The 23,952-nt window shown below is 61.9% G+C and carries 24 protein-coding genes; 17 read left to right on the top strand and 7 right to left on the bottom strand.

Features of this window, described 5'->3' with window-relative positions; genetic code table 11:
- Positions 1 to 72 precede the first annotated feature (72 nt).
- Both M2375_RS01420 and M2375_RS01415 read left to right on the top strand, forming a co-directional pair.
- Positions 73 to 1,416 (top strand): MFS family transporter, encoded by a 1,344-nt coding sequence (locus M2375_RS01420; protein WP_259163471.1) that lies wholly within the window; start codon positions 73 to 75, stop codon positions 1,414 to 1,416.
- Positions 1,417 to 1,551: 135 nt separating this feature from the next.
- Positions 1,552 to 2,772 carry a DNA polymerase IV gene (locus M2375_RS01415; RefSeq protein WP_259163952.1) on the top strand — a complete coding sequence of 407 codons (1,221 nt, stop codon included), beginning with the start codon at positions 1,552 to 1,554 and terminating at the stop codon, positions 2,770 to 2,772.
- Here M2375_RS01415 and queF read toward each other — a convergent pair whose 3' ends face one another.
- The 4 genes from queF to M2375_RS01395 all read right to left on the bottom strand — a co-directional run bounded on the left by queF (position 2,773) and on the right by M2375_RS01395 (position 8,547).
- Complete coding sequence (queF, locus tag M2375_RS01410) at positions 2,773 to 3,630, bottom strand: NADPH-dependent 7-cyano-7-deazaguanine reductase QueF (RefSeq protein ID WP_259163469.1); 858 nt, start codon at positions 3,628 to 3,630, stop codon at positions 2,773 to 2,775.
- Positions 3,631 to 3,687: 57 nt separating this feature from the next.
- Complete coding sequence (locus M2375_RS01405; protein WP_259163468.1) at positions 3,688 to 4,566, bottom strand: 2OG-Fe(II) oxygenase; 879 nt, start codon at positions 4,564 to 4,566, stop codon at positions 3,688 to 3,690.
- Positions 4,567 to 4,604: 38 nt separating this feature from the next.
- The gene (gene yaaA / locus M2375_RS01400; protein ID WP_259163467.1) at positions 4,605 to 5,381 is read right to left on the bottom strand and encodes a peroxide stress protein YaaA; all 777 of its coding nucleotides are present in this window, start codon (positions 5,379 to 5,381) and stop codon (positions 4,605 to 4,607) included.
- A gap of 64 nt (positions 5,382 to 5,445) precedes the next feature.
- Positions 5,446 to 8,547, bottom strand: a complete 3,102-nt coding sequence (locus M2375_RS01395; protein WP_259163466.1) for an Rne/Rng family ribonuclease — start codon at positions 8,545 to 8,547, stop codon at positions 5,446 to 5,448.
- Between the two features lie 588 nt (positions 8,548 to 9,135).
- Between M2375_RS01395 and M2375_RS01390 the strand changes: the two genes are divergently transcribed.
- On the top strand, positions 9,136 to 10,155 hold the full coding sequence (locus tag M2375_RS01390) for an RluA family pseudouridine synthase (protein WP_259163465.1): 1,020 nt from the start codon (positions 9,136 to 9,138) through the stop codon (positions 10,153 to 10,155).
- 54 nt (positions 10,156 to 10,209) lie between these two features.
- Here the strand turns inward: M2375_RS01390 and M2375_RS01385 are convergent, their stop codons facing one another.
- The gene (locus M2375_RS01385; protein ID WP_259163464.1) at positions 10,210 to 11,076 is read right to left on the bottom strand and encodes a ribonuclease E/G; all 867 of its coding nucleotides are present in this window, start codon (positions 11,074 to 11,076) and stop codon (positions 10,210 to 10,212) included.
- 493 nt (positions 11,077 to 11,569) lie between these two features.
- On the opposite strand from M2375_RS01385, the gene M2375_RS01380 reads away from it, so the two are divergent.
- The 3 genes from M2375_RS01380 to M2375_RS01370 are packed head-to-tail and all read left to right on the top strand — an operon-like array spanning position 11,570 to position 13,697.
- The gene (locus M2375_RS01380) at positions 11,570 to 12,226 is read left to right on the top strand and encodes an HAD-IA family hydrolase (RefSeq protein WP_259163463.1); all 657 of its coding nucleotides are present in this window, start codon (positions 11,570 to 11,572) and stop codon (positions 12,224 to 12,226) included.
- Between the two features lie 60 nt (positions 12,227 to 12,286).
- Entirely contained in the window at positions 12,287 to 12,664 is a 378-nt protein-coding gene (locus tag M2375_RS01375) for a Rieske 2Fe-2S domain-containing protein (RefSeq protein ID WP_259163462.1), read from the top strand.
- 1 nt (position 12,665) lies between these two features.
- Positions 12,666 to 13,697 carry a S49 family peptidase gene (locus tag M2375_RS01370; RefSeq protein ID WP_259163461.1) on the top strand — a complete coding sequence of 344 codons (1,032 nt, stop codon included), beginning with the start codon at positions 12,666 to 12,668 and terminating at the stop codon, positions 13,695 to 13,697.
- A 108-nt stretch (positions 13,698 to 13,805) separates the two neighbouring features.
- Here the strand turns inward: M2375_RS01370 and M2375_RS01365 are convergent, their stop codons facing one another.
- Positions 13,806 to 14,588, bottom strand: a complete 783-nt coding sequence (locus M2375_RS01365) for an SAM-dependent methyltransferase (protein ID WP_259163458.1) — start codon at positions 14,586 to 14,588, stop codon at positions 13,806 to 13,808.
- Entirely contained in the window at positions 14,585 to 15,181 is a 597-nt protein-coding gene (locus tag M2375_RS01360; RefSeq protein ID WP_259163457.1) for a Maf family nucleotide pyrophosphatase, read from the bottom strand. The genes M2375_RS01365 and M2375_RS01360 overlap by 4 nt, the downstream gene beginning before the upstream one ends.
- Positions 15,182 to 15,207: 26 nt before the next feature.
- Between M2375_RS01360 and M2375_RS01355 the strand changes: the two genes are divergently transcribed.
- The 11 genes from M2375_RS01355 to M2375_RS01305 all read left to right on the top strand — a co-directional run bounded on the left by M2375_RS01355 (position 15,208) and on the right by M2375_RS01305 (position 23,878).
- On the top strand, positions 15,208 to 15,765 hold the full coding sequence (locus M2375_RS01355) for a DUF177 domain-containing protein (protein ID WP_259163456.1): 558 nt from the start codon (positions 15,208 to 15,210) through the stop codon (positions 15,763 to 15,765).
- Between the two features lie 156 nt (positions 15,766 to 15,921).
- Positions 15,922 to 16,104, top strand: a complete 183-nt coding sequence (rpmF, locus tag M2375_RS01350) for a 50S ribosomal protein L32 (RefSeq protein ID WP_021027949.1) — start codon at positions 15,922 to 15,924, stop codon at positions 16,102 to 16,104.
- 131 nt (positions 16,105 to 16,235) lie between these two features.
- Positions 16,236 to 17,288 (top strand): phosphate acyltransferase PlsX, encoded by a 1,053-nt coding sequence (gene plsX, locus M2375_RS01345; RefSeq protein WP_259163454.1) that lies wholly within the window; start codon positions 16,236 to 16,238, stop codon positions 17,286 to 17,288.
- 5 nt (positions 17,289 to 17,293) lie between these two features.
- The gene (locus M2375_RS01340; protein WP_259163453.1) at positions 17,294 to 18,274 is read left to right on the top strand and encodes a beta-ketoacyl-ACP synthase III; all 981 of its coding nucleotides are present in this window, start codon (positions 17,294 to 17,296) and stop codon (positions 18,272 to 18,274) included.
- A 62-nt stretch (positions 18,275 to 18,336) separates the two neighbouring features.
- Complete coding sequence (gene fabD / locus M2375_RS01335) at positions 18,337 to 19,281, top strand: ACP S-malonyltransferase (RefSeq protein WP_259163452.1); 945 nt, start codon at positions 18,337 to 18,339, stop codon at positions 19,279 to 19,281.
- Complete coding sequence (gene fabG / locus M2375_RS01330) at positions 19,278 to 20,024, top strand: 3-oxoacyl-ACP reductase FabG (protein ID WP_259163451.1); 747 nt, start codon at positions 19,278 to 19,280, stop codon at positions 20,022 to 20,024. Before fabD ends, fabG begins: the two co-directional genes overlap by 4 nt.
- Before the next feature lie 105 nt (positions 20,025 to 20,129).
- Positions 20,130 to 20,369 carry an acyl carrier protein gene (acpP, locus tag M2375_RS01325; protein ID WP_259163450.1) on the top strand — a complete coding sequence of 80 codons (240 nt, stop codon included), beginning with the start codon at positions 20,130 to 20,132 and terminating at the stop codon, positions 20,367 to 20,369.
- 84 nt (positions 20,370 to 20,453) lie between these two features.
- Entirely contained in the window at positions 20,454 to 21,698 is a 1,245-nt protein-coding gene (gene fabF, locus M2375_RS01320; protein WP_259163449.1) for a beta-ketoacyl-ACP synthase II, read from the top strand.
- 167 nt (positions 21,699 to 21,865) lie between these two features.
- Positions 21,866 to 22,363: a hypothetical protein gene (locus M2375_RS01315; RefSeq protein WP_259163448.1), complete on the top strand. Its 498-nt coding sequence runs from the start codon at positions 21,866 to 21,868 to the stop codon at positions 22,361 to 22,363.
- A 60-nt stretch (positions 22,364 to 22,423) separates the two neighbouring features.
- The gene (rpoE, locus tag M2375_RS01310) at positions 22,424 to 23,059 is read left to right on the top strand and encodes an RNA polymerase sigma factor RpoE (protein ID WP_259163447.1); all 636 of its coding nucleotides are present in this window, start codon (positions 22,424 to 22,426) and stop codon (positions 23,057 to 23,059) included.
- A gap of 57 nt (positions 23,060 to 23,116) precedes the next feature.
- A complete protein-coding gene (locus M2375_RS01305) occupies positions 23,117 to 23,878 on the top strand; it encodes a sigma-E factor negative regulatory protein (protein WP_259163446.1) in 762 nt (253 codons plus the stop codon).
- Positions 23,879 to 23,952: the final 74 nt, after the last annotated feature.

Raw genomic sequence — 23,952 nt, 5'->3', positions numbered from 1 at the left:
AGCGTCCGTCTGACATCAGAGGGTCTCGCAGGCGGCGCATCATGGTCCGCATTGCTACACGGGACTACTCCAATGACAACACCCTCCGTGCCAGGACCTGGGCCCTCTGCCGCCCAGACTTCGGCCAACACCCCTCCCCACTACAGCCCGGAAGAAAAGCGCCACCGCATTTTCTCCATCATGGCTGCCTCCTCGGGCAATTTGGTCGAATGGTTTGACTTTTATGTCTATGCCTTCTCGGCCATTTACTTTGCCGCTGCCTTCTTCCCCAAAGGCGACCCCACCGTACAGCTGCTGAACACGGCCGGTGTGTTTGCCGCCGGCTTTTTGATGCGCCCCATCGGCGGCTGGCTGTTTGGCCGCATTGCCGACAAGTACGGCCGCAAAAAATCCATGTTGATCTCGGTGACCATGATGTGCGCCGGATCGCTGGTGATTGCCTGCCTGCCTACCTATGCGCAGGTGGGCGCCTGGGCACCGTTCTTGCTGCTGCTGTGCCGCTTGTTCCAGGGCCTGTCGGTGGGTGGTGAATATGGCACCACGGCCACCTATATGAGCGAAGTGGCGCTCAAGGGCCAGCGCGGTTTTTACTCCTCGTTCCAGTACGTGACCCTGATTGGTGGCCAGCTGCTGGCGGTGCTGCTGATCGTGATTCTGGAAGCCGTGCTGACGGATGCCGAGCTGCGCGCCTGGGGCTGGCGCATTCCCTTTGTGGTGGGGGCGGCAGCGGCGGTGGTGGCCATGCTGCTGCGCCGTACCTTGCATGAGACCCAGTCCAAAGAGGCCATGCAGAACAAGGAGACCGGCACCCTGGGCAACCTGTTCAAGCACCACTGGCGCGCCTTTGTCACCGTGCTGGGCTACACCGCCGGCGGCTCGCTGATCTTCTACACCTTCACCACCTATATGCAGAAGTACCTGGTCAACAGCGTGGGCCTGCCGATCAAGACCGCCAGCTATGTGATGACCGTCTGCCTGTTTTTGTACATGTGCATGCAGCCGTTGTTTGGCGCACTGTCCGACCGCATTGGCCGGCGCACCAGCATGATGCTGTTTGGCGCGCTGGGCGCCCTGGGCACGGTGCCGATTCTGACGACCCTGCACCAGGCCTCGTCGCCGGTGACGGCCGGCCTGCTGATCCTGGTGGCGCTGGCGATTGTGAGCTTCTACACCTCGATCTCGGGCATTGTGAAGGCAGAGATGTTCCCGCCCGAGGTACGCGCCTTGGGTGTGGGCCTGGCCTATGCGGTGGCCAATGCGATTTTTGGCGGGTCGGCCGAGTTTGTGGCGCTGGCGCTGAAGAACGCCGGCCATGAAAACGCCTTCTTTTGGTATGTGTCGGCGATGATGGTGATTGCCTTTTTGTTCAGCCTGCGGCTGCCCAAGCAGGCGGCCTACCTGCACCACGACCACTGACCCCGCTCGGCGGCCGATTTTGCGCTGCCGTCGGCTGCAGGCCGCGCCGCGCTGGGAGACAATAGACAGGTGTGCTCCGCCCCCTCGCCATCGCCTGTTGTACTGCCCCCGCGCCGCCGCATTGCGCATCTGGACATGGATGCTTTCTATGCCTCGGCCGAGCTGCTGCGCTACCCGCAGCTCAAGGGCTTGCCGGTCATCATTGGCGGGGGCCGCCGGGCAGCAGATGAGGCGCTGAAAGCCCGCTATGGCGACCGCCTGCATGAGATTCCAACAGAGGCTTTCCCGCAGCTGAAGGACTATGTAGGCCGGGGCGTGATCACCACGGCGACCTACCCGGCACGGGCCTTTGGCGTGGGCTCGGCCATGGGCATGATGAAGGCCGCCAAGCTCTGCCCCCAAGCCATCTTGCTGCCGGTGGACTTTGCGCGCTACCGGCAGTTCTCGCGCCAGTTCAAGGCCATCATCACGGCCATGGCGCCGCAGATGGAGGACCGGGGCGTGGACGAGGTCTACATCGACTTCACCCATGTGCAAGGGGGCCAGGAGGACCACGGCCGCAGCCTGGCGCTGCAGATGCAGGCGGCCATCCATGCGGCCACGGGCCTGACCTGCTCGGTGGGGGTGGCGCCCAACAAGCAGCTGGCCAAGATGGCCAGCGAGTTCAACAAGCCCAATGGCGTCTCCATCGTGCTGGAGAGCGATCTGCAGACGATGATCTGGCCGCTGGCCTGCCGCAAGATCAATGGTGTGGGCCCCAAGGCGGACGCCAAGCTGCAGGCGCTGGGCATCCACACCCTGGGGGATCTGGCGGCCAAGGACCTGGCTTGGCTGGTGGCCCACTTTGGCCGCAGCTATGGCGCCTGGCTGCATGCATCGAGCTGGGGCCTGGACAGCCGGCCGGTGGTGACCGAGAGCGAGCCGGTATCGATGAGCCGCGAGACGACTTTTGACCGCGACTTGCATGCGGTGCGCGACAAGGCCGAGCTGGGTGCGATCTTTACCGAGCTGTGCCAGATGGTGGCGGCCGATTTGCAGCGCAAAGGCTATGTGGGGCGCACGATTGGCGTCAAGCTGCGTTACCCGGACTTTCGCATTGCCACGCGCGACCACAGCCTGCCGCTGTACACCCAGGATGCGGCGGCCATCCGGCATGCCGCCGGCCAGTGCCTCAAGCGCGCGCCTTTGGACCAGCGCCTGCGCCTGCTGGGCGTGCGCGTGGGCGGCTTGCTGCCACTGGAGCAGGCCTTGGGCCAAGGGCTGGTGGGCGACTGGCAGGCCATACGCCAAGCCCAGAGCAGCATGGAGCAGAAGGCCGACCCCTACACCTTGCCGCTGTTTGACGAGTTGGACTGACTACTGTCTGGCGGTGCGGATGTTGGCCGGCAAGGCCATCGGCTGGCTGGTGCGCAGCGGATTGATGTCCAGGCCGCCCCGACGCGTGTAGCGGGCATAGACCGTCAGGCGGATCGGCTTGCAGTGCTGCCAGATATCGACAAACATGCGCTCGACGCACTGCTCATGGAACTCGTTGTGGTTGCGGAAGCTCACGATGTATTGCAGCAGCCGCTCCTGGTCGATGGCCGGGCCGGTGTAGCTGATGCGCACGCTGCCCCAGTCGGGCTGGCCGGTAACCAGGCAGTTGCTCTTGAGCAGGCGGCTGCTCAGGGTTTCGGTGACGGGCGCCTCGTCAAAGGCGGCGCGCAGCAGCTGGGGTTGGGGCTGGTAGTGCTCGCAGTCGATGTCCAGCCGGTCCAGGTTCAGGCCATCGAGCTCTTGCAGCGGCAGGGTGTCGAAGACCTCGGGGTCGATCATCTGCACGCCGATGGAGGCCTGGTAGGGCGCGCCGCGCCATACCGCCTCGCTGACATCGGCCAGCAGCTTGGCGCGCACGTCATCCACCGAGGCAAAGCGGCTGTTGTTGAAGCTGTTGAGGTAGAGCTTGAAGGACTTGCTCTCGACAATGTTGGGCGTCTCGCAGGGGATGGTGAAGCTCACCAGCGCGACCTGGGGCTTGCCGCGCAGGTTCAGCCAGGAGAGCTCGTACGCCGTCCACAGGTCGGCGCCAAAAAAAGGCAGCTTGTCGGGGTGCAGGCCGATCTCATCGCGCTTGGCCTGGCGCGGCAGCGGGAAGAGCAGGGTGGGGTCGTACTGGTCGATGTACGCAGAGCGCTGGCCCAGCGGAGACTGCTCGGGCGAAGAAGGGACGGTCATGCTTTTGAACGGTAGGTAACCCCTTGCCCGGCAGGTGGCCAGGCAGGGGGCCGCGGTTTACTTGAATTCGCCTTCGCGCAACCACTTGGTGGCGATCCATTTCTCGCCCTCCAGCACGGGCGAGCCGCCGTGCAGGCTTTTGGTTGCAGGGTCAGGCGCGGCATAGCTGAAGAACACGGCATTGCCCCGGCGCGGCGCGACTTCCAAGCCCACGTCGGGGAAGCTGGTGCCGCCGCCGGCTTGCGGGTTGTTCAGGTAGATCACCAAGGTGGCCAGGCGCTGGCCGCCACGCTTCAAAATCGTCGGCGTGCCCGGCTGCGTCGGGTCGAAGTAGTCGTAGTGCGGCTTGTACTCGGCGCCAGGCCGGTAGTGCAGCACCTGCAGGCCTTCGCCATGGTTTTCCGGCCAGTTGACCAGCTTGGCAATGCGGCGCTCCAGCGCGGCGACGGCAGGCGTTTCCTCGCGCTGAAAAAACATGCCGTCACTGGTGCGGTCGGCATTGACTTCTTCGCCGCCGGTTTGGGTCTCGACGGTGAGCGAGCGCTGCATGCGCGGCTCAGCTGCTGCGATGATGGCGTCGCACTCTTCGTCGGACAGCAGGTTGCCGAAGACGACGACGCGCGGGTGCTGCAGGGCCAGCAGCACGCTGACCTCGCGGTCACCGACATCAATCGTTGAGGGCGATTGCGCCAAGCTGGGCTCGGGCAGGGGGCGGGTGGGGGTCGCAGGCTGGGTAGGGGCTGCTGCGGTCTCCTTGCTCGCCTGCAACTGCGCCAGGTGTTCGGTCAGCACCGATTCCATCGCGGATTCGGCAACATCGGCGTTCCAGCCGGCATCGCACATGGCTTTGAAGACGCGATCGGCGCTGACGCCTGCGCTGGCCTGATCAATGATCCAGGCGCGCAGTTCCGGGGTGAGGGGTTGCGTGGCTGTCATCGGATTCCTTTCGCGGCCCATTGTGCATCAAAGTCGCATCAATCGATTTTGCGCCTGAACACGAAATGGTCATCGCTGGAGGCATCGGCCGTGAAGGCGTAGCCGGCCGTGCTGAATTTTTTCAGGGCAGTGGGCGTCTTGATTTGCTGCTCGATGGCGTAACGCGCCATCAGGCCGCGCGCCTTTTTGGCGTAAAAGCTGATGGTTTTGTACTGGCCGTTTTTGTAGTCTTCAAAACTGCAGTCAATTACCCGGGCGCGCAGCACCTTGCGGTCCACCGATTTGAAGTACTCCTGCGAGGCCAGGTTGACGACGACGGGCTTGTCTTCACTGGCCTGCTGGGCATTGAGGTAGTCAGCGATCTGCGTGCCCCAGAAGTGGTACAGATTGCTGCCTTGCTCGGTAACCAGGCGCGTGCCCATCTCCAGCCGGTAGGGCTGCATCAAGTCGAGCGGGCGCAGCACGCCGTAGAGGCCGCTGAGCATGCACAGGTGGGACTGCGCCCAGTCCAGCTGCTTGGCGCTCAGGCTAGGGGCCTGCAGGCCGTCATACACATCGCCATTGAAGGCCATGATGGCCTGGCGGGCATTCTTGCTGCTGAATTTGGGCGACCAGGCCTCATAGCGGGCCACATTTAGCGCCGCCAGCTTGTCGCTGATGGCCATCAGGCTGGCGATTTGCTGGGGCGACTGCGTGCGCAGCACCGCTATCAAGGCCTTGGACTGGGGGATGAACTGGGGCTGCGTGCTGGTCAAACCGGCAGGCAACGGGGTTTCGTAGTCCAGGGATTTGGCAGGCGAGAGCAAAAACAGCATCTTGGGCTCCATCAATGAAACAGGCCGGATCGCTCCGGCCTGAGGGTTGCTGGGTCAGCAGGTTTTAAGCGGTTTCGCGCTCAAACGGCAGGACCAGGTCGGTCAGATCCTTGCGGGTCTCGACGAGGACCAGCGGGCCTTCGTCGATCTGCACCACCGGCTGGCGCTCACGCGGCACATGCACGGGCTTGGGCTCGGCCGCGATGGCGGCTTGCACGGCAGCGATCTTGTCGGCATCGGAGTTGACCCATTGCAGACCAGCGGTGCTGGCGATCTGGTGCAGGGCATCCAATGGCAGCGCGTAGCTGGCGATGACCGGCAGGCCTGCTTGCACGGGCGCTGCTACTGCTGGAGCAGCGGCAGGGACAGGCGCTGCCACAGGTGCAGGCGCGGCGACCGGGGCTGCCACTGGTGCAGCAACCGCTGCGGCCAGGGGTGCCTGCTCGGCGTGGCGGCTGTCTGCGGCAACGCTGACCGGGGCGCTAGGGGCCACAGGGGCCTGCACCGGTGCTGGCACCACAGGCGCTGCGTCAGCCACGGCGGCCACTACCGGTGCTGCAACCGGCGCAGGCGCGGATGCGGCATTGAAGTAGCTGCGGCGTGGTGCGTCGTCTGCGTCTTGCGGCACGGCAGGCACAGCATCCGGGGCAAAGCCCGAATCAGCTGCAGCGGATTCGCCTTCTGCCTGCTCGTCACGACCCGTGCGCTCACGGTCACCACGGTTGCGGCGGTCGCGGCCATAGCGGTCACGCGAGCGGCGTTCGCGGCGCTCGGGCGTCGCGTTGTCCGCATCGGTGCCGGCTTCGGTCTGGTTGCCCGTATCCAGGTCCAGCGATGGCAGGGACGCGATCACCGCATCGGCGTTGATGGGCGCAGCTGCCACGGCGTTCAGCGGCTGGGCGCTTTCATCGGTGGGGTTGCGGCGCTCTTGGCGCTCACCACGCTCACCACCACGGTCGCGGCGGCCTTCACGCGGCTCGCGGGGAGCGCGCTCGGGGCGGGGTGCGCGTTCTTGGCGCTCGCCATTGGCAACAGCGTTGTCGCCCGCTTGCGGGTTCAGCGGCGCTTCGTCGCGGCGGCTGCGGTCCTGGCGGTCGCCACGTTCACCGCGCTCACCACGGCGGTTACGGCCTTCCTGGTCACCACCACGGGGGCTGCGGCTGCCTTCGGCAGCGGCATTGTTGCCACGGCCATTGCGGTCACCGCGTTCGCCTTCGGCGCGCTCGCCACGGGCGGGACGGTTGCCGTCCTTGCGGTCACCACGGTCGCCACGCTCGGTGCGCTCACCACGGCCACCACGGCCGCCGTTGCGGCCGTCACGGTTTTCGCGGCGGGCGTCGCCGGCGGGAGCGGCAGCGGCTGCTGGCACGGGTGCTGGTGCGGGCTCAGGGGCCATGCCGAAGAAGCGCTTGAGCCAGGCGAAGAAGCCCTTTTGCGGTACGGCAGCAGCGGCTGCGGCGGGCGCGGCGGCTGCTGGGGTACCTGCAGGCTTGCCATTCTGCGCTGGCTGGGCATTGGCGGGGCGCGCAGCCGGTGCGGGGCGCGGCTCGGCAATCGGTGCCGGAGCATCGGGCAGCACACCCTTGATGACGGGCGTTTGCTTGTTGGTCGGCTCTTGCGAGCGGCGGGTAAAGCCCAGGCTCTCTTCTTCGGGATCGGCCAGCTTGTAGCTCGCTTCCATCGAGTCGAGGCGCGGGTCGTCGTGCTTCATGCGCTCGAGCTTGTAGTGCGGGGTCTCCAGCGCCTTGTTGGGCACCATGGTGACGGACACGCGCTGCTTGAGCTCGATCTTCTGGATCTCGGTACGCTTTTCGTTCAGCAGGAAGGAGGCGACTTCGACAGGTACCTGGCAGTTGACGGCTGCCGTGTTGTCCTTCATCGACTCTTCCTGGATGATGCGCAGGATCTGCAGTGCCGAGCTTTCCGCATCACGGATGTGGCCCGAGCCGCCGCAGCGTGGGCAGTTGATGTGGGCACCTTCGCTCAGCGCAGGCTTGAGGCGTTGGCGGCTCATCTCCATCAGGCCAAACTTGCTGATGGTGCCGAACTGCACGCGGGCGCGGTCTTGGCGCAGCGCATCGCGCAGGCGGCTTTCCACATCGCGGCGGTTCTTCGACTCTTCCATGTCGATGAAGTCGATGACGATCAGGCCGCCCAAGTCGCGCAGACGCATCTGGCGGGCGACTTCGTCAGCGGCTTCCAGGTTGGTGCGGGTGGCGGTTTCTTCGATATCACCGCCCTTGATGGCGCGGGCCGAGTTCACGTCGATGGAGACCAGCGCTTCGGTGTGGTCGATCACGATGGCGCCGCCGGACGGCAGGGTCACGGTGCGGGAGTAGGCCGACTCGATCTGGTGCTCGATCTGGAAGCGGCTGAACAGCGGCGCGTCATCGCGGTAGCGCTTGACGCGGGCAGCGTGCTCAGGCATCACATGGGCCATGAACTGCTGGGCTTGTTCATAAATGTCATCGGTGTCGATCAGGATGTCGCCGATGTCATTGTGGAAATAGTCGCGGATCGCGCGGATCACCAGGCTCGATTCCTGGTAAATCAGGAAGGCGCCCTTGCCGGACTTGGCAGCGCCATCGATGGCACCCCAGAGCTTGAGCAGGTAGTTCAGATCCCATTGCAGCTCAGGTGCGCTGCGACCAATGCCGGCGGTGCGCGCGATGATGGACATGCCCTTGGGGTAGTCCAGCTGGTCCATGGCTTCTTTGAGCTCGGCGCGCTCATCGCCTTCGATACGGCGCGAGACACCACCACCCCGGGGGTTGTTGGGCATCAGCACCACATAGCGGCCAGCCAGCGAGATGAAGGTGGTGAGCGCTGCGCCCTTGTTGCCACGTTCTTCTTTTTCGACCTGGACAATCAGCTCCTGGCCTTCGCGGATCACATCGTTGATGCGCGCCTGGCTGGGCGAGACGCCTTCGGCGAAATATTGTTTGGAGATTTCCTTGAACGGCAGAAAGCCGTGGCGGTCTTCGCCGTAGTCGACAAAGCAGGCTTCCAGGGAGGGCTCGACCCGGGTAACAACGGCTTTGTAGATATTGCCTTTGCGTTGTTCGCGGCCTTCGATTTCGATCTCGTAATCCAGCAGCTTTTGGCCATCAACAATGGCGAGGCGGCGCTCTTCAGCTTGCGTGGCGTTGATCAGCATCCGTTTCATGATGCGCGTCCTTCGTAATGCGGGACAGGCTGCCTTTGTCAGTCAGGCACCTGTCTCCAATCCCAACAATAAACAGGCTCTTACTGGAGCCACAGATGCCGGGACAGACGCAGAGAAACGAAAGAATTCACAGAGCGTGTCATGTTTGCTGGTAATACTTATGTCAGCACAAAGGACCTAGGCACGCGGGAGAGGGCATGTAAATAACCAGCCAGCCAGCGCTGAGCTGCCTCCGGCTGAGAAATTTGCCCTGAGGACATGCGCACGGTGGGCACGGCAAGACGCACTGGCGCGCAGCTGCTGCTGTGCCAGAGAGTTGCCATCCAAGCCCACAAAATCAACATGTTTGGTGTGAAGACGGTCAGCTGGGCGGGGCCTGATGCCAGGCCTTTGCGACAGCTGCCGCCAAAAATCTGTTTTTTCGTTGTTTCAATGTGTCTGCCCGCCTGATTCACTGGGCGTCTCCTGCGCAATCTCTTGGAATGCAGGTGGAGCGGCAAAGTGATCAGCCAGACATCGACCGGCCTGTGCGGGTACTGGTGGGTGAATTAAAATGCTCACCGGTTAACCAATAACTCTATCGCGCAGGTGAAACATATTATAGGGGGCAAACCGGGCGAGCCCCGCAGTCCACAAGCAGCCCCAGTCGCTGTAAGGCTGGTGGAGGTCCATCCCGACGACGCTGGACAGCGTCTGGACAATTTTCTGATGCGCCACCTCAAAGGCGTGCCTAAGACCCACATTTACCGCATCATTCGCCAGGGTGAAGTCCGTATCAACAAGGGCCGCACGTCAGCGGACGCTCGCGTTCAGCCCGGCGATGTGGTCCGGATTCCGCCCGTGCGCGTGTCCTCCAAGCCCGAGGAATCGGAGCGCGCGGTGCCAGCTAGGGAGTTTCCCTTGTTGTTGGATGACGATGTCATGTTGGCGATCAACAAGCCCGCTGGCGTGGCCGTGCATGGCGGCTCCGGAGTGAGCTTTGGCGTGATCGAGCAACTGCGCCGCGCCCACCCCGATGCCCGCTTTCTGGAGCTGGTGCACCGGCTGGACCGCGAAACCTCGGGTATTTTGCTGGTTGCCAAGAAACGCTCGGCCCTGACCCATCTGCAGAACCAGTTCCGCGAGCGGGAGACCGGCAAGACCTACTTGGCCCTGGTGCTGGGGGCGTGGCCCGCCAACAAGAAAGTCATCGACACCCCGCTGCGCAAGTACCTGCTGCCCGATGGCGAGCGCCGGGTGCGCGCCACCACGGCCGACGACCCCGAAGGCATGCGTTCAGTGTCTCTGGTGAAGGTGCAGCAGCTGTTCCCAGCCCAGCATCCATTGGGCCTGCCCGCGCTGAGCCTGCTGGAGGTGACCATCAAGACCGGGCGCACCCACCAGATCCGCGTACACCTGGCCAGCAGCGGCCATGCGATTGCCGGTGACGAGAAGTACGGCGACTTTGATTTGAACAAGCGCCTGGCCAAGCAGGGCCTCAAGCGCATGTTCCTGCACGCCTGGCGCCTGCAGTTCAACCACCCGCAAACGGCAGAGCGGGTGGAGCTGGGGGCTGAGCTACCGCCGGAGCTGGCGGACTTTGTGGCGGCAGCATCGGCGGCCGAATAAACAACGTGCTTGTTTACGCGCCCAGGCGATGGATGGCGCTCGGGACGCCTTTTCTCAGCGTTGGGCGGGGGCGGGTCGGCCGGAATGGGGGTACACCGCTTCCATCTGATCGGCAACCCGGAAGTGCTCGAACAGCGGCATGTCTTCCTGGTAGTGTTCGATCCTTCCCGCATACTCGGGCATCACAATCGACATGAACTGCCGGGCCTGTTCATAGAGTTCCTCGCTATCAATCAGGATAGCGGCGACATCGTCGTGGAAATAGTCGCGGATCGTACGAATCACCAGGTTTGACTCCTGGTAGATCAGATAAGCACCTTCATTGTTTTGGGTGGCGCCTTCAATGGCGTCCCAGAGCTTGAGCAGGTAATTGAGGTCTCTTTGCAGCTCGGTGGCGCTGCGCCTCATGGCCGCGTCCCGCGCAGTGATCGCCATGCCTTGGGGGTAGGCCAGCTGGCTCAGCAGATCGTTGAGCCCTGCCTGCGCATTGCCTTCGATGCATCGTGATATGCCATTGCCATGGTGGCCGCTGGGTACCAACACCAGGTAGCGACCAATGAGCGCGATGGCCGTGGAGAGGATGGCTCCTTGGGTTTCGAACTCTTCCTCCACCACCTGAACCATCAGCTCGTCACCTTCCTTGATCGCTGGAGGGTTGTATAACTGGCTAGGGGCAAAGCCTTGCCTGAGGCACTGCATGGAGATTTCTTTGAGAGGCAGCAATCCGTCGCGGCCATCGCCGTAATCCACCATGCAGGCGCCCGAGATGCGGTCGATGCGTGTGACCACGCCTTGGTAAATATTGCCTTTGCGCTGCTCTTCGCCTTCTATTTCAATCTCGTAGTCCAGCAGTTGTTGGCCATCCACCATGGCGAGACGTCGCTCATCGGCGTATGTGGCATTGATCAAAATCCGTTGCATGGTGCGCCACTTGGGGGGATTGAAGGCCTGCTTTGTCGGGCAGACCCTTGGTTTGTCAAATTCCCATGCTAAACAAGCTCTGGCTGTATAAGCCGGCGCTGCGAGGCCGGATTGAAACGAAAAATTTATGCGCCCTGTCATATTGCCAGGAGGGCGTAAGTCCTTGCAATCAGCCTGGCCGTTCGGCAGGCGTCCGCTGCCGGTAGCTTGCATTTAGGTACATATAAAGTGGGCCTGTGTCGGCTCTTGGAGACAGCCATGGGGATGCATGCCCTGTTGTTGGAGAGAAGTCGCAGCCTCTTGCTGTCAATCCGTTGGCCTGCGTAGATGCTGGTGCCTGAACTAAAATGCCTGCCGTTAAACCAACGACCCGGCCGAGCCCGTTTAGGACGGCCACACATCGCCCGATGTGGTTGTTTGCTCGGCAGCGGCCGTGCAGCTGTCGTCGGCGGCCGATAGATCAGTTTTGTGACAGATAGAGAAAGAACACCCCATGGCCCGCCAATTTGATTTGATTGCCTTTGACTGGGATGGCACCTTGTTTGACTCGACCGCGGCGATTGCGCTGTCGATCCAGGATGCGGTGCGGGATGTGGGCGGTACGGTGCCCAGCCTGGCCGATGCCAAGTACGTAATTGGCATGAGCCTGCAAAGCGCACTGCGCCATGCCGCGCCCGATGTGCCGGACGAGCAGATGGTGGCCTTGACCAACCGCTACCGCTTGCATTTTCTCAAGCGCCAGGAGCAGGTGACTTTGTTTGAAGGGGTGTTGGAGCTGCTCGACCAGCTGACCGCCAGCGGCCACCTGCTGGCGGTGGCCACGGGCAAGAACCGCAATGGGCTGGACCGGGTGCTGGACACGACCTTGCTCAAGGGGCGCTTCCACGCCACGCGCACCTCCGATGAGACGGCGGGCAAGCCCCATCCGCTGATGCTGCAGGAGCTGATGGCCGAGCTGGATGTGGCGCCCGAGCGCTTGCTGATGGTGGGGGACACGACCCATGATCTGCAAATGGCGGTGAATGCCGGTTGTGCCAGTGTGGGTGTGAGCTATGGTGCCCACCACTTTGATGGGTTTGGGCCTTTCAAGCCGCTGTATGTGGCGCATTCTGTTGCCGAATTGCAACGGTGGATGGCGGATCATTCCTAGCTATGGTGCAATCACTGTCTGTATGTACAGTCAGATAAAGCTCGGTCAGCAGGTGCCCGCATGACGGATGCTGCGGCCCCTGCGGTGGCCATATGCCCAAGCAGTGCGCTGCACCATGGTGGGCGGGCTGTTGCTTTTGACGTGGTGTACGCTGGCCAGACTTGCCAGGCTTTTGCCATCCGCTACCAAGAAGGGGTGCATGCTTATTTGAACCGCTGCACCCATGTGGCGATGGAGATGGACTACCAGCCAGGGCGGTTTTTTGACGATACCGGGAGTTGGTTGCTCTGCGCCACGCATGGCGCGGCCTACGTACCCGATACGGGTGTCTGTGCAGGTGGCCCTTGCCGTGGTGGTTTGGTCAAGCTTGCGCTGACTGAAAACGATGGCCTGGTCTATTGGCATCCGGATAGCCGAATCCAACCTGTTGATTTTTAAGATGAACCCCATGGACAACAATCCTCAGCAAAACTCCCCGCCGGCGCCTGACTTATGGGGGAATGCAGCAGCCGCTTCTGTGGGAGCGGCGGCGCAGTCGCCGGGCTGGGAGCGCTCCGTGCTGGAGCGCCTGGCCTTTGACACCCTCAAGGAGCAGCGTGCGGCGCGCCGCTGGAAAATTTTCTTTCGCCTGGTTTGGCTGGGGTTGGTGATGGCATTCGTGGCCTATCTGTTTGGCTCGGATGGCACGGCCACCAAAACCTCGACGGAACACACCGCTGTGGTGGAGCTCAAGGGGGAGATTGCCTCGGGTGCAGATGCCAGTGCCGAATATGTGATTGCTGCGTTGCGCACCGCTTTTGAAGATGACGCCGCCAAGGCGGTGGTGCTGCTGATCAACTCGCCCGGCGGCAGCCCCGTGCAGGCGGGCATGATCAATGACGAGATCATGCGCCTCAAGGCCCAGTACAAGAAGCCGATGTATGCGGTGGTTGAGGAGTCTTGCGCTTCTGCCGCGTATTACATTGCCTCCGCTGCTGACAGCATCTATGTGGACAAGGCCAGTATTGTGGGCAGCATCGGTGTGCTGATGGATGGTTTTGGCTTTACCGGCACGATGGACAAGCTGGGCGTGGAGCGCCGTCTGCTGACGGCCGGCGCCAATAAGGGCATGCTCGATCCCTTCAGCCCCATGAATGAGAAGCAAAAGGCTTTTGCGCAGCAGATGCTGGGCCAGATCCACCAGCAGTTCATCCAGGTGGTGCGCCAGGGCCGGGGTGATCGCCTCAAGGAAACCGAAGACACCTTCAGCGGCCTGTTCTGGACCGGCCAAGAGGCCGTGAAGCTGGGCCTGGCCGATGGCCTGGGCAGCCTCGACCAGGTGGCCCGCGATGTGGTGGGTGCCGAAGAAGTGGTGGATTACACCCGCCGCGAGAATGTGGCCGAGCGCTTTGCCAAGCGTTTTGGGGCTTCGGTCGGTGCGGGTGCCGTGGGGACTTTGCGCTCGATGTCGCTGCTGCCGGCGGTGCGTTGAGTCCATGCCCTGGCGCCCCGGTGCTGGGGGTTTGAATGCGAAAGCGGTGCCGAGGCACCGCTTTTTTGTGGGTGCCATCAGCGCACCAACGCGCTAACGCACGAGCGCTCAGCGGCCAATGGCGAACACCATCGGTGTGCGGTTGTCCAGGCTGGTGTTCAGTGGCTTCCACTGTTTGACCAGGCGGCTTTGCGTGCTGGCGCTCTCCAGGGTCAGCCCGCTGGAGATCGACAAACGGGTGTTGGCCTGCAGAGTTTGCAGCAGGGCGCCGAGCAGCGCCTGGTTGCGGTAGGGCGTCTCGATAAAGATCTGCGTCTGGCCCTGGCGCAGCGCCAGTTGCTCCAGCTCCCGCAGGCGGGCGCTGCGCTCGGTGGCATCGCTGGGTACATAGCCGACAAACGCAAAGTTCTGGCCATTGAGGCCGCTGGCGGCCAGGGCCAGCAGCAGCGAGGTGGGCCCTACCAGCGGCACCACCTCAATCCCCGCATCATGGGCGGCGCGCACCACCGAGCTGCCCGGGTCGGCAATGGCGGGCATGCCCGCCTCACTGACCAGTCCCACATCATGGCCTTGCAGTGCTGCGGCCAGCAGCGCGCTGCTGTCGCTGCTGCTGGTGGTCTGGGGGTTGTGGTCGCCTTTTTTATGGGCTTCGCGCGGCAGCTCGGCAATCTGCTGCTGCTGCAGTGCTGCGGCCAGGGGTGCGACGGCATCGACCCGTTTCAAAAACGCGCGGCAGCTTTTGGCGTTTTCGCAGATCCAGTGGGTGATCTGCGCTGCGGTCTGCACGGTGTGCAGGGGCAGTACATCGGCCAGCGGGGCCTCGGTGGCGCAGCCAAAGTCGAGTGGGGTGGGTACCAGGAACAAACGTCCTTTTTTGACTTGTTGGTTCATGGCAACACCAATCCAGCAGCGCGCAGCAGGCGGGCTGTGCGAATCAGGGGCAGGCCGATCAAGGCGGTGGGGTCGTCGCTTTCAATCGCATCGAGCAGGGTGATGCCCAGGCCTTCGCTTTTGGCACTGCCGGCGCAGTCGTAAGGCGTCTCGGCCAATAGGTAGCGCTCAATTTCGGCGTCATCCAGTGGGCGGAAGACGGTGCGCACCACGGCGGTATCGGCCTGTGCAAAGCCGCTGGCCTTGCAAACCACGGCCACAGCGGTATGGAACTGCATGCTTTGCCCGCTCATGGCGCGCAGCTGTGCGACGGCCTTGTCGTGCACCATCGGTTTGCCCAGGGGCTGGCCATGGAGGTCGGCCACCTGGTCGGATCCGATCACGATGGCCTCGGGCCACAAGGCGGCCACGGCATGGGCCTTGGCCAGAGCCAGGCGCAGGGCCAGGGCAGCGGGGCTTTCGCCGGGTTGCGGGGTTTCGTCCACATCGGGCGAGGCGGTTTCGAAGGGCAGGCGAAAGCGCGACAGAAGCTCTCGCCGGTAGCGGGAGGTGGAGCCCAGTACAAGGGCGCGTGGCATCAGGGATTCAGACATGCCCAGATTCTCTTACACTGACGCGCATGACAAAGGAATTTTCAGTCAATCGCCTGGACATCAAGGCGTTTGCCCAACAAGAAGCGGCACTGGAGGGCGAATTGCCCTTGGGGCAGCTGCGCCGTTTGCTGGCCGATGATTTGCGCGGGGAAGCCGCAGCGGCCGAGCCCGTACGCTGGGTCTTGGATGGCGAGTGGGTAGGGTCTTCCGCCGGAGCAGGCCAGGCCTGGCTGCATCTGCATGCCGAAGCGCAGATGCAAATGCAGTGCCAGCGCTGCATGCGCCCGGTGGATGTGGCGGTGGAAAGCAGCCGTTCTTTCCGCTTTGTGAAAGACGAAGCGACGGCAGCGGCCATGGATGACGAGAGCGACGAAGACCTGCTGGTGCTCGAACCGCTGACAGATGCGCTGGAGCTGATTGAAGACGAGCTGCTGATGGCTTTGCCCATGGTGCCGATGCACGAGGTGTGCCCGGTCGAGGTCAAGCTGGAGTCTGCGACCCAGGATTTTGACAACAGCCCTGTGGAAAAAACCAACCCTTTTGCGGCTTTGGCGTCACTGCGCATCGATAAAAACCAATCCTAGTGTGGGTGGCTTGAAGCCACCACGTGATTTTTGCTATAATTTGAGGCTTCGCGCGAATCCCCTCGTGTCTTTAATGGGCCAGTCGCGTAAATTTAGGGCATGCGTTTGTGTTTACGCAGGCCATGTCACCAACCCTTTCAAGACTCAGGAGCCACCATGGCTGTTCAACAAAACAAGAAATCCCCTTCCAAGCGCGGCATGCACCGTTCGCACAATGCACTGAACGTGCCTGGAATCGCTGTGGAACCCACCACCGGTGAAACCCACATGCGCCACCACATCAGCCCTAACGGTTTCTACCGCGGCCGCCAAGTTCTGAAGAACAAGTCGGAAGCCTAAGCCATAGCTGTATAAAAAAGGCCCGCAGCTACGTAGTAGCGCGGGCCTTTTTTATTGCCGTATTGGGTGGCCGTGCAAGGCGTCATCTGCCTGTGACTCGGTGCGAATAACGTCAAAGAATTGCCGAACGAATGATCACACTGGCCGTGGATTGCATGGGTGGGGATGCGGGTATCCGTGTCACGCTGCCTGCATGCAAAAAGTTTTTGGATAGCCACCCCGATGCCCATCTGCTGATGGTCGGGCAGGCCGAGGCGTTGCAGTCTTTTCAGCACGCGCGCGCGACCATCGTGCATGCCAGTGAAGTGGTCACTATGGATGACCCGGTTGAGGTGGCTCTGCGCAGGAAGAAAGATTCTTCGATGCGGGTGGCCATTGCCCAGGTGAAATCGGGCGCTGCACTGGCTGCGGTGTCGGCCGGCAATACGGGCGCGCTGATGGCCATTGCCCGCTATGTGCTCAAAACGCTCGATGGCATTGACCGCCCAGCGATCGCCTCTCAGATTCCCCAAGCCAAGGGCGGTGCCACCACGGTGCTGGATCTGGGCGCCAATGTGGACTGCAGTGCAGAGCATTTGCTGCAGTTCGCTGTCATGGGCTCGGCCTTGGTCAGCGCGCTGGAAGACAAGGAAAACCCCAGCGTCGGCCTGCTCAATATTGGTGAAGAAGCCATCAAGGGCAGTGAGGTCATTAAGCGTGCCGGCGAGCTGCTGCGCGCTGCAGGCCAATCGGGTTACCTCAATTTTTACGGCAATGTCGAAGGCAACGATATCTTCAAAGGCACGGTGGATATCGTCACCTGTGACGGCTTTGTCGGCAATGTCGCGCTCAAAGCTAGCGAAGGGGTTGCCAGCATGATCAGCAACGGGCTCAAGCAAGAGTTCAAGCGCAACCTGTTCACCAAGCTGGCCGCAGTGATCGCTTACCCGGTGCTGGCGCGCTTGATGAAGCGCGTGGACCACCGCCGCTACAATGGGGCTGCATTGCTCGGTTTGCGTGGCCTGGTATTCAAAAGCCATGGCTCGGCCGATGCGGTGGCGTATGAGCATGCCCTGCGGCGCGCTTATGACGCCGCCCGCAATGATTTGCTGGGGCGTGTGCAGACCAAGATTCAGACGGCTGCGCCCTTGCTGATGTCGGCAGACAGCGCCGCTGCTGCCAGAACCGTGACGTCTCCTACCTGAATTCGATGAGTATTTATTCCCGCATTACCGGCACAGGCAGTTACCTGCCGCCACGCCGTGTCACCAATGATGAGTTAGCCGCTGAGCTGGCCACGCGCGGTCTGGAAACCTCCGACGAGTGGATTGTCGAGCGCACCGGCATCAAGGCGCGCCATTTCGCGAGCGCCGATGTGGCTGCCAGCGATCTGGCACTGGAGGCATCGAAAAATGCGCTCCAGGCGGCCAATATTCAGGCGAGCGATATCGACCTGATCATCGTCGCGACCTCGACGCCGGACATGGTGTTCCCGTCGACTGCCGCCATCCTGCAAAACAAGCTGGGCATTGCCAATGGTTGCCCAGTGTTTGACATGCAGGCCGTGTGCAGCGGTTTCGTCTATGCGCTGACGGTGGCTGATTCGATGATCAAGTCCGGCACGGCCAAGCGCGTGCTGGTGGTGGGCGCTGAAGTATTCAGCCGCATCCTGGACTTCAACGACCGCACCACCTGTGTGTTGTTTGGCGATGGTGCCGGTGCCGTGGTGCTGGAGGCCTCTGACCGCCCCGGTATCTTGGCCACCGAGCTGCATGCCGATGGCAGCCATGTCGATATCCTGTGCGTGCCGGGCAATGTCTCGGGTGGCCAGGTGATTGGCTCGCCCTTGTTGCGCATGGATGGCCAGGCTGTCTTCAAGCTGGCGGTTGGCGTGCTGGACAAGGCCGCGCGTGCCGCCTTGGACAAGGCGAACATGCAGGAATCCGATATTGATTGGCTGATTCCGCACCAGGCCAATTTGCGCATCATGATGAGCACGGCGCGCAAGCTCAAGCTGGCACCGGAGAAGGTGGTGGTTACCGTGGACCAGCATGGCAATACGTCGGCCGCGTCGATCCCTTTGGCGCTGGACCATGCGGTGCGCAGCGGCCAGGTCAAGCCAGGCCAGAACGTCATGCTCGAAGGCGTGGGCGGTGGCTTCACCTGGGGTGCCGTGCTGCTGAAAATGTAGCATTGCGGCTAGCTGCAGACTGCCTGAACCTTGTTTGATAAAAATACTGATTTGACCGAGACATGAGCGCTTTTGCATTTGTTTTTCCGGGCCAAGGCTCGCAGGCCGTGGGCATGTTGGATGCCTGGGGCAGCCACCCTGCTGTCGTTCAGGCGCTGCAGGAAGCCTCGGACGCGCTGAGTGAAGACCTGGGCGCGCTGATCCATAACGGCCCCAAAGAGACGCTGGCGCTGACCGCCAACACCCAGCCCGTGATGCTGGTGGCCGGTGTGGCCGCTTGGCGCGTTTGGCAAGCCGAAGGCGGCCCCCTGCCGATGGCCGTTGCTGGTCACTCGCTGGGCGAGTATTCCGCCCTGGTTGCCGCCGGTGTGCTGACCCTGAGCCAGGCCGCGCCCTTGGTGCGCCTGCGTGGCGCTGCCATGCAAGAGGCGGTGCCGGTGGGTGCTGGTGCCATGGCCGCTGTGCTGGGCCTCGATGCCGACAAGGTCAAGGCCGTGTGCGCTCAGGTGACGGCCCAGCTGGGCGGTGCCGAGGTGGTTGAGGCGGTGAACTTCAACGACCCGGGCCAGACGGTCATTGCCGGCTCCAAGGCTGCAGTGGAAGCGGCCAGCGTGGCCGTGAAGGAAGCAGGCGCCAAGCGCGCGCTGCCGCTGCCTGTGTCGGCACCTTTCCATTCCAGCCTGATGAAGCCCGCCGCTGAGAAGCTCAAGCTGGCACTGGCAGGGCTGCAGCTGGCTGCGCCCCAGATTCCGGTGCTCAACAACATCGATGTGGCGATGCCCACTGATGCGGATGCCATCCGTGATGCGCTCTACCGCCAGGCCTTTGGCCCCGTGCGCTGGGTAGAGTGCGTGCAGCGCCTGCGGGCGTTGGGTGCGACCCACCTGGTCGAATGCGGCCCGGGCAAGGTGCTCAGCGGCATGACCAAGCGCATTGATCCTGAACTCGTCGGTGTGGCCTTGTATGACCCCGCCACTTTGCAAGAAACCAAAGAAGCCATCGCATGACTGAAACCACTTCAACAGCCAAAGTCGCCCTGGTTACGGGCGCATCGCGCGGCATTGGCGCAGCCATCGCCCAGGCGCTGGGCGCTGCCGGCTACCAGGTGATCGGCACGGCAACGACGGAAGACGGTGCTGCCAAGATCTCGCAGGCGCTGTCGGCCTTCGCAGGCTCGCGTGGCGTGGCGCTGGATGTGAACAATGGCGTAGCCGTTGAGGCGCTGATTGACAGCCTGGTCAAGACCCAAGGCGGCTTGCATGTGCTGGTCAACAACGCCGGCATCACCCGCGACACCCTGGCCATGCGCATGAAGGACGAGGACTGGGATGCGGTGCTGGGCACCAATCTGAAGGCCGTGTTCGGCGCCAGCCGTGCCGCCATCCGCCCGATGATGAAGCAGCGATTTGGCCGTATCATCAGCATCACCAGCGTGGTAGGTGCATCCGGCAATGCCGGTCAGGCCAACTATGCAGCGGCCAAGGCCGGTGTGGCAGGTATGACGCGCTCGCTGGCCAAGGAGTTGGGCAGCCGTGGTATCACGGTCAACTGCGTGGCGCCTGGTTTTATCGAGACGGATATGACGGCCCAGTTGCCCGAAGAGCAGAAGAAAGCACTGCAGTCGCAGATTGCCTTGGGCAAGCTGGGACAGCCGCAAGACATTGCCAACGCTGTGGTCTATTTGGCGTCAGATGGCGCTGGATACGTGACCGGACAGGAGTTGCATGTCAATGGCGGCATGTATATGTAGATTTGACGAAAGTTGAATGCCGTTTCCTCGCGACGGCAAGTTGCACTCAGGTATTGCTGAAGCAGCTAGAATCGCGGGTTCATTCACAACCCCCAGAGGGAAACCATGAGCGATATCGAAGCACGTGTCAAGAAAATCATCGCCGAGCAACTCGGCGTGGAAGAGTCTCAAGTAACAAGCGAAAAGGCTTTTGTAGCCGACCTGGGTGCTGACTCGCTGGACACCGTGGAACTGGTGATGGCTTTGGAAGATGAGTTCGAGATCGAGATCCCTGACGAAGACGCAGAGAAGATCACGACGGTGCAGAACGCCATCGACTACGCCAACAGCCACCAAAAGGCTTAATTGATTGCGCATGCACTTGGCGCCCTTGTGGCGCAAGTGTCTTGCTGCCAATCTTCCGAGAGATCAACAAGAAAGTTGTAACGCATGAGTCGCCGTCGCGTCGTCGTGACTGGTCTGGGTTGCATCAGCCCCGTGGGTAACACGGTTGCTGAGGCCTGGTCCAACATTTTGGCCGGTCAATCCGGCATTGACCTCATTACCAAGTTCGACACCACCGATTTCAGCTGCAAGATTGCAGGTGAGGTCAAAGGCTTCGATCTTGAGTCCTATATGAGTGCCAAGGAAGCACGCACGATGGACTCCTTCATTCATTACGGCATTGCCGCTGCCCAAGAGGCAGTGAAAGACGCCGGCCTGCCTTTGGGCGAGGCATTGGATGAAGAGCTCGCAACTCGTATTGGCTGTGTGATTGGTTCGGGTATTGGTGGCCTGCCACTGATCGAGAACACGCACGGTGAATATGAGCGCCGTGGTGCGCGCCGCATCACGCCTTTCTTTGTTCCCGCGTCCATCATCAATATGGTCGCAGGTCATGTATCGATGCGTTTTGGCTTCAAGGGCCCGAACCTGTCGGTGGTGACTGCTTGCACGACAGGTTTGCACTGCATTGGTGAAGCCGGTCGCATGATTGAGTACGGCGATGCCGACGTCATGGTGGCAGGTGGTACCGAAGCTACTGTTTCTCCGTTGGGTGTGGGTGGGTTCGCAGCAATGCGCGCGCTGTCCACACGCAACGACGATCCCAAGGCCGCATCGCGCCCCTGGGACAAGGGCCGTGATGGCTTTGTACTGGGTGAGGGCGCTGGCATTGTCGTGCTCGAAGAGTACGAACACGCCAAGGCCCGTGGTGCCAAGATCTACGCCGAGTTGCTGGGTTATGGCATGAGCGCTGACGCCGGTCACATGACCGCGCCCAATATGGACGGCCCACGCCGCGCCATGCTGGCTGCTTTGCGCAATGCAGGTGTCAACGCCGACCAGGTGGACTACCTCAATGCCCACGGCACCTCCACCCCACTGGGTGACCTCAACGAGACCAATGCCATCAAGGCGGCCATGGGCGACCATGCCAAGAAGATGGTGATCAGCTCGACCAAATCCATGACCGGCCATTTGCTGGGCGGGGCCGGCGGTCTGGAGAGCGTTTTCACCGTGATGGCCTTGAAGGACCAGAAGATTCCGCCAACCATCAATCTGGTGGACCAGGATCCGGAATGCGATCTGGACTACTGTGCCAACACCGCACGTGATGCCAAGCTGGAAATCGCCGTCAAGAACAATTTTGGTTTTGGCGGCACGAACGGCACCTTGGTGTTCAAACGGGTCTGAGAGCGGGCGTCTGAGAGACGCCGCAGTTCAGCTCCCTTCTAAGGCCTCTCTTGCAGAGGCCTTTGTTTTTTAGGATGCCAGCCCAGCCTGCACAGCCTGCATAGCCAGTGCCGCAGGGGGTTTGTCCCGCTGGATGCATGGCCATTGCGTGGGAACAATGGCGCTGTATGCCGACGATTCCTTCTGCGCAGCGCCATCGTGCGCTCTTGGCGTTTCAGTCCTATGCACTGCCTCAGCCAGCACGCATCCGGCTGTTGCTGGCAGCCTGGGTCGGTCTCGTCGTGGCGCTTTCTGTGGTGTGGATGCATGCCTCGGCACCTTCTGCGATCGCGCGCACGGTGGCCGTAGCGGTGCTGGCGTTGGTGATCACCATCGTTTGGCGCATGCCGCTGTGGCCGCGCGGAACTTCTTTGTGCTGGACGGGCTCTCAGTGGTGCCTTGGGCAAGGTGTGCTGGCATCTGAACACCGCATCGACTTGGCGCACCTAGCGGTGTTGATGGATGGGCAATCCTGGCTTTTGCTGCAGGCGCAGCGGGGGCCAGCGCCCCGGCGCAGTCAGTGGCTGCTTGTGGCGCGAGCCTCTAATCCAGAGCGTTGGCTGGATATTCGTCGGGTTTTATACTCGTCGCTTGCTGCTGAACCGCAAGACATCCATCCGGTGTAGCCTACAGCTGAACAACCACAACAATAGCTGCAAGCTTGTAGCGCCATGAGGGCCACTTTTATGACGGGAACGCCAACGGCCAGTACCCCGAATGCAAATGACAGCGATCTGCACCTGGTGCAGCGCACGGTGGCAGGAGATCAAAAGGCCTATGGCCTGCTGGTGCTGAAGTACCAACGTCGCATTGAACGTTTGATTGGGCGCATGGTGCGCGATGTGGATTTGGTGCCCGATCTGGCACAAGAGACATTTTTGCGCGCCTATCGGGCGCTGCCGCAGTTTCGGGGTGATGCCCAGTTTTATACCTGGCTCTACCGGATCGCTGTGAACACCGCCAAAAAGGCGATGGTAGAGCTGATCCGCAATCCAGTGATGACGGAAAGCGCGCTGCGAGCAAAAGATGACGACGATGAAACTTATGTGCCCGGGCGAGAACTAACGACCGATGAAACGCCGGAAACGGTGATTGCAGCCAAGGAAATTGCCCAGGCTGTGAACACCGCGATGGATGCGTTGCCCGAAGACCTGCGCCAGGCCATCGTGCTGCGCGAGATTGAAGGCATGTCTTATGAAGACATTGCCGCCGCGATGGATTGTCCCATCGGTACCGTTCGGTCGCGTATTTTCCGCGCCCGCGAGGCGATTTCCGCCAAGGTAAAGCCCATGCTTGAGCGCCAGTCCGGCAAGCGTTGGTAGCTGTTTATGAGTGTGATGACTGGCTGCAAGGGCCTGGGGCCCGCTAGGAATATGGCTATGAATCTCGAAACCCAAGCATCAAACAAAAGCACTGAGGTGGCCTGCGAGCAGCTGTCTGCCTGGATCGATGGTGAGCTGGATGAGCAAACGCTCAGCCAGCTGCTGGCAGAGCTGCCGGACTTGGCCGACGACCAGGCCTGCTATGCCTCGGTGCAGTCGTACCAGGTAATAGGCGACGCAATGCGCTCAGCGCACAGCCCTTGTTCCGATAGCCTGGCATTTCTGGATGCGCTGAATGCCAGGATTGCGCTGGAGCCGCCGTTGATGACCCAAGGCCAGCCAGCACCTGGCGTGGTCGCTGTGCCTGCGGTGTCCACTGCAGCAACCGCAGCCTCCGTGGCGGGCAGTGCGGAGGCCGCCAACCATTCCGTCTTCCGCTGGAAGATGGTGGCCGGTTTTGCCACGGTGGCCGCTGTGGCCATGGTGGGCTGGAACAGCATGGGCTTGCTCTCGGGTGGTGCAGGCGGCAACGCGCAGCAACAGCTAGCAAGCGCTGCAACGCCGCAAGTGCTGGCTTCTGCAGCCTCTACCCGGCCTGCTGCTGCCAACGCGCAAGGTTTCATTGAACAGCAAGTGACGGTAGGCCAGAACTCCACCATCATGCTGCGCGATCCGCGTTTGGATGAGGTGCTCGCTGCCCGCGGCCAGATTGGCGTGACTGCCAACTTGCAGATGCCTGCTGGCTTCTTGCGCAATGCCACCTTCAATGCCGAGAAGCGTACCGGTGGTTGCGCGGACAAGGCTTCGCGGCTGTGCTGAAGCTGAACATCGCCTGAACCTGCCAAAAACACCTGCTTGCAGGTGTTTTTTTATGCCTTTCAGCGCTGAAGGCT

Source organism: Comamonas sp. BIGb0152, assembly GCF_024809975.1.
GTDB lineage: Bacteria > Pseudomonadota > Gammaproteobacteria > Burkholderiales > Burkholderiaceae_C > Comamonas.
This window is presented reverse-complemented; position numbering and strand designations above follow the sequence as displayed.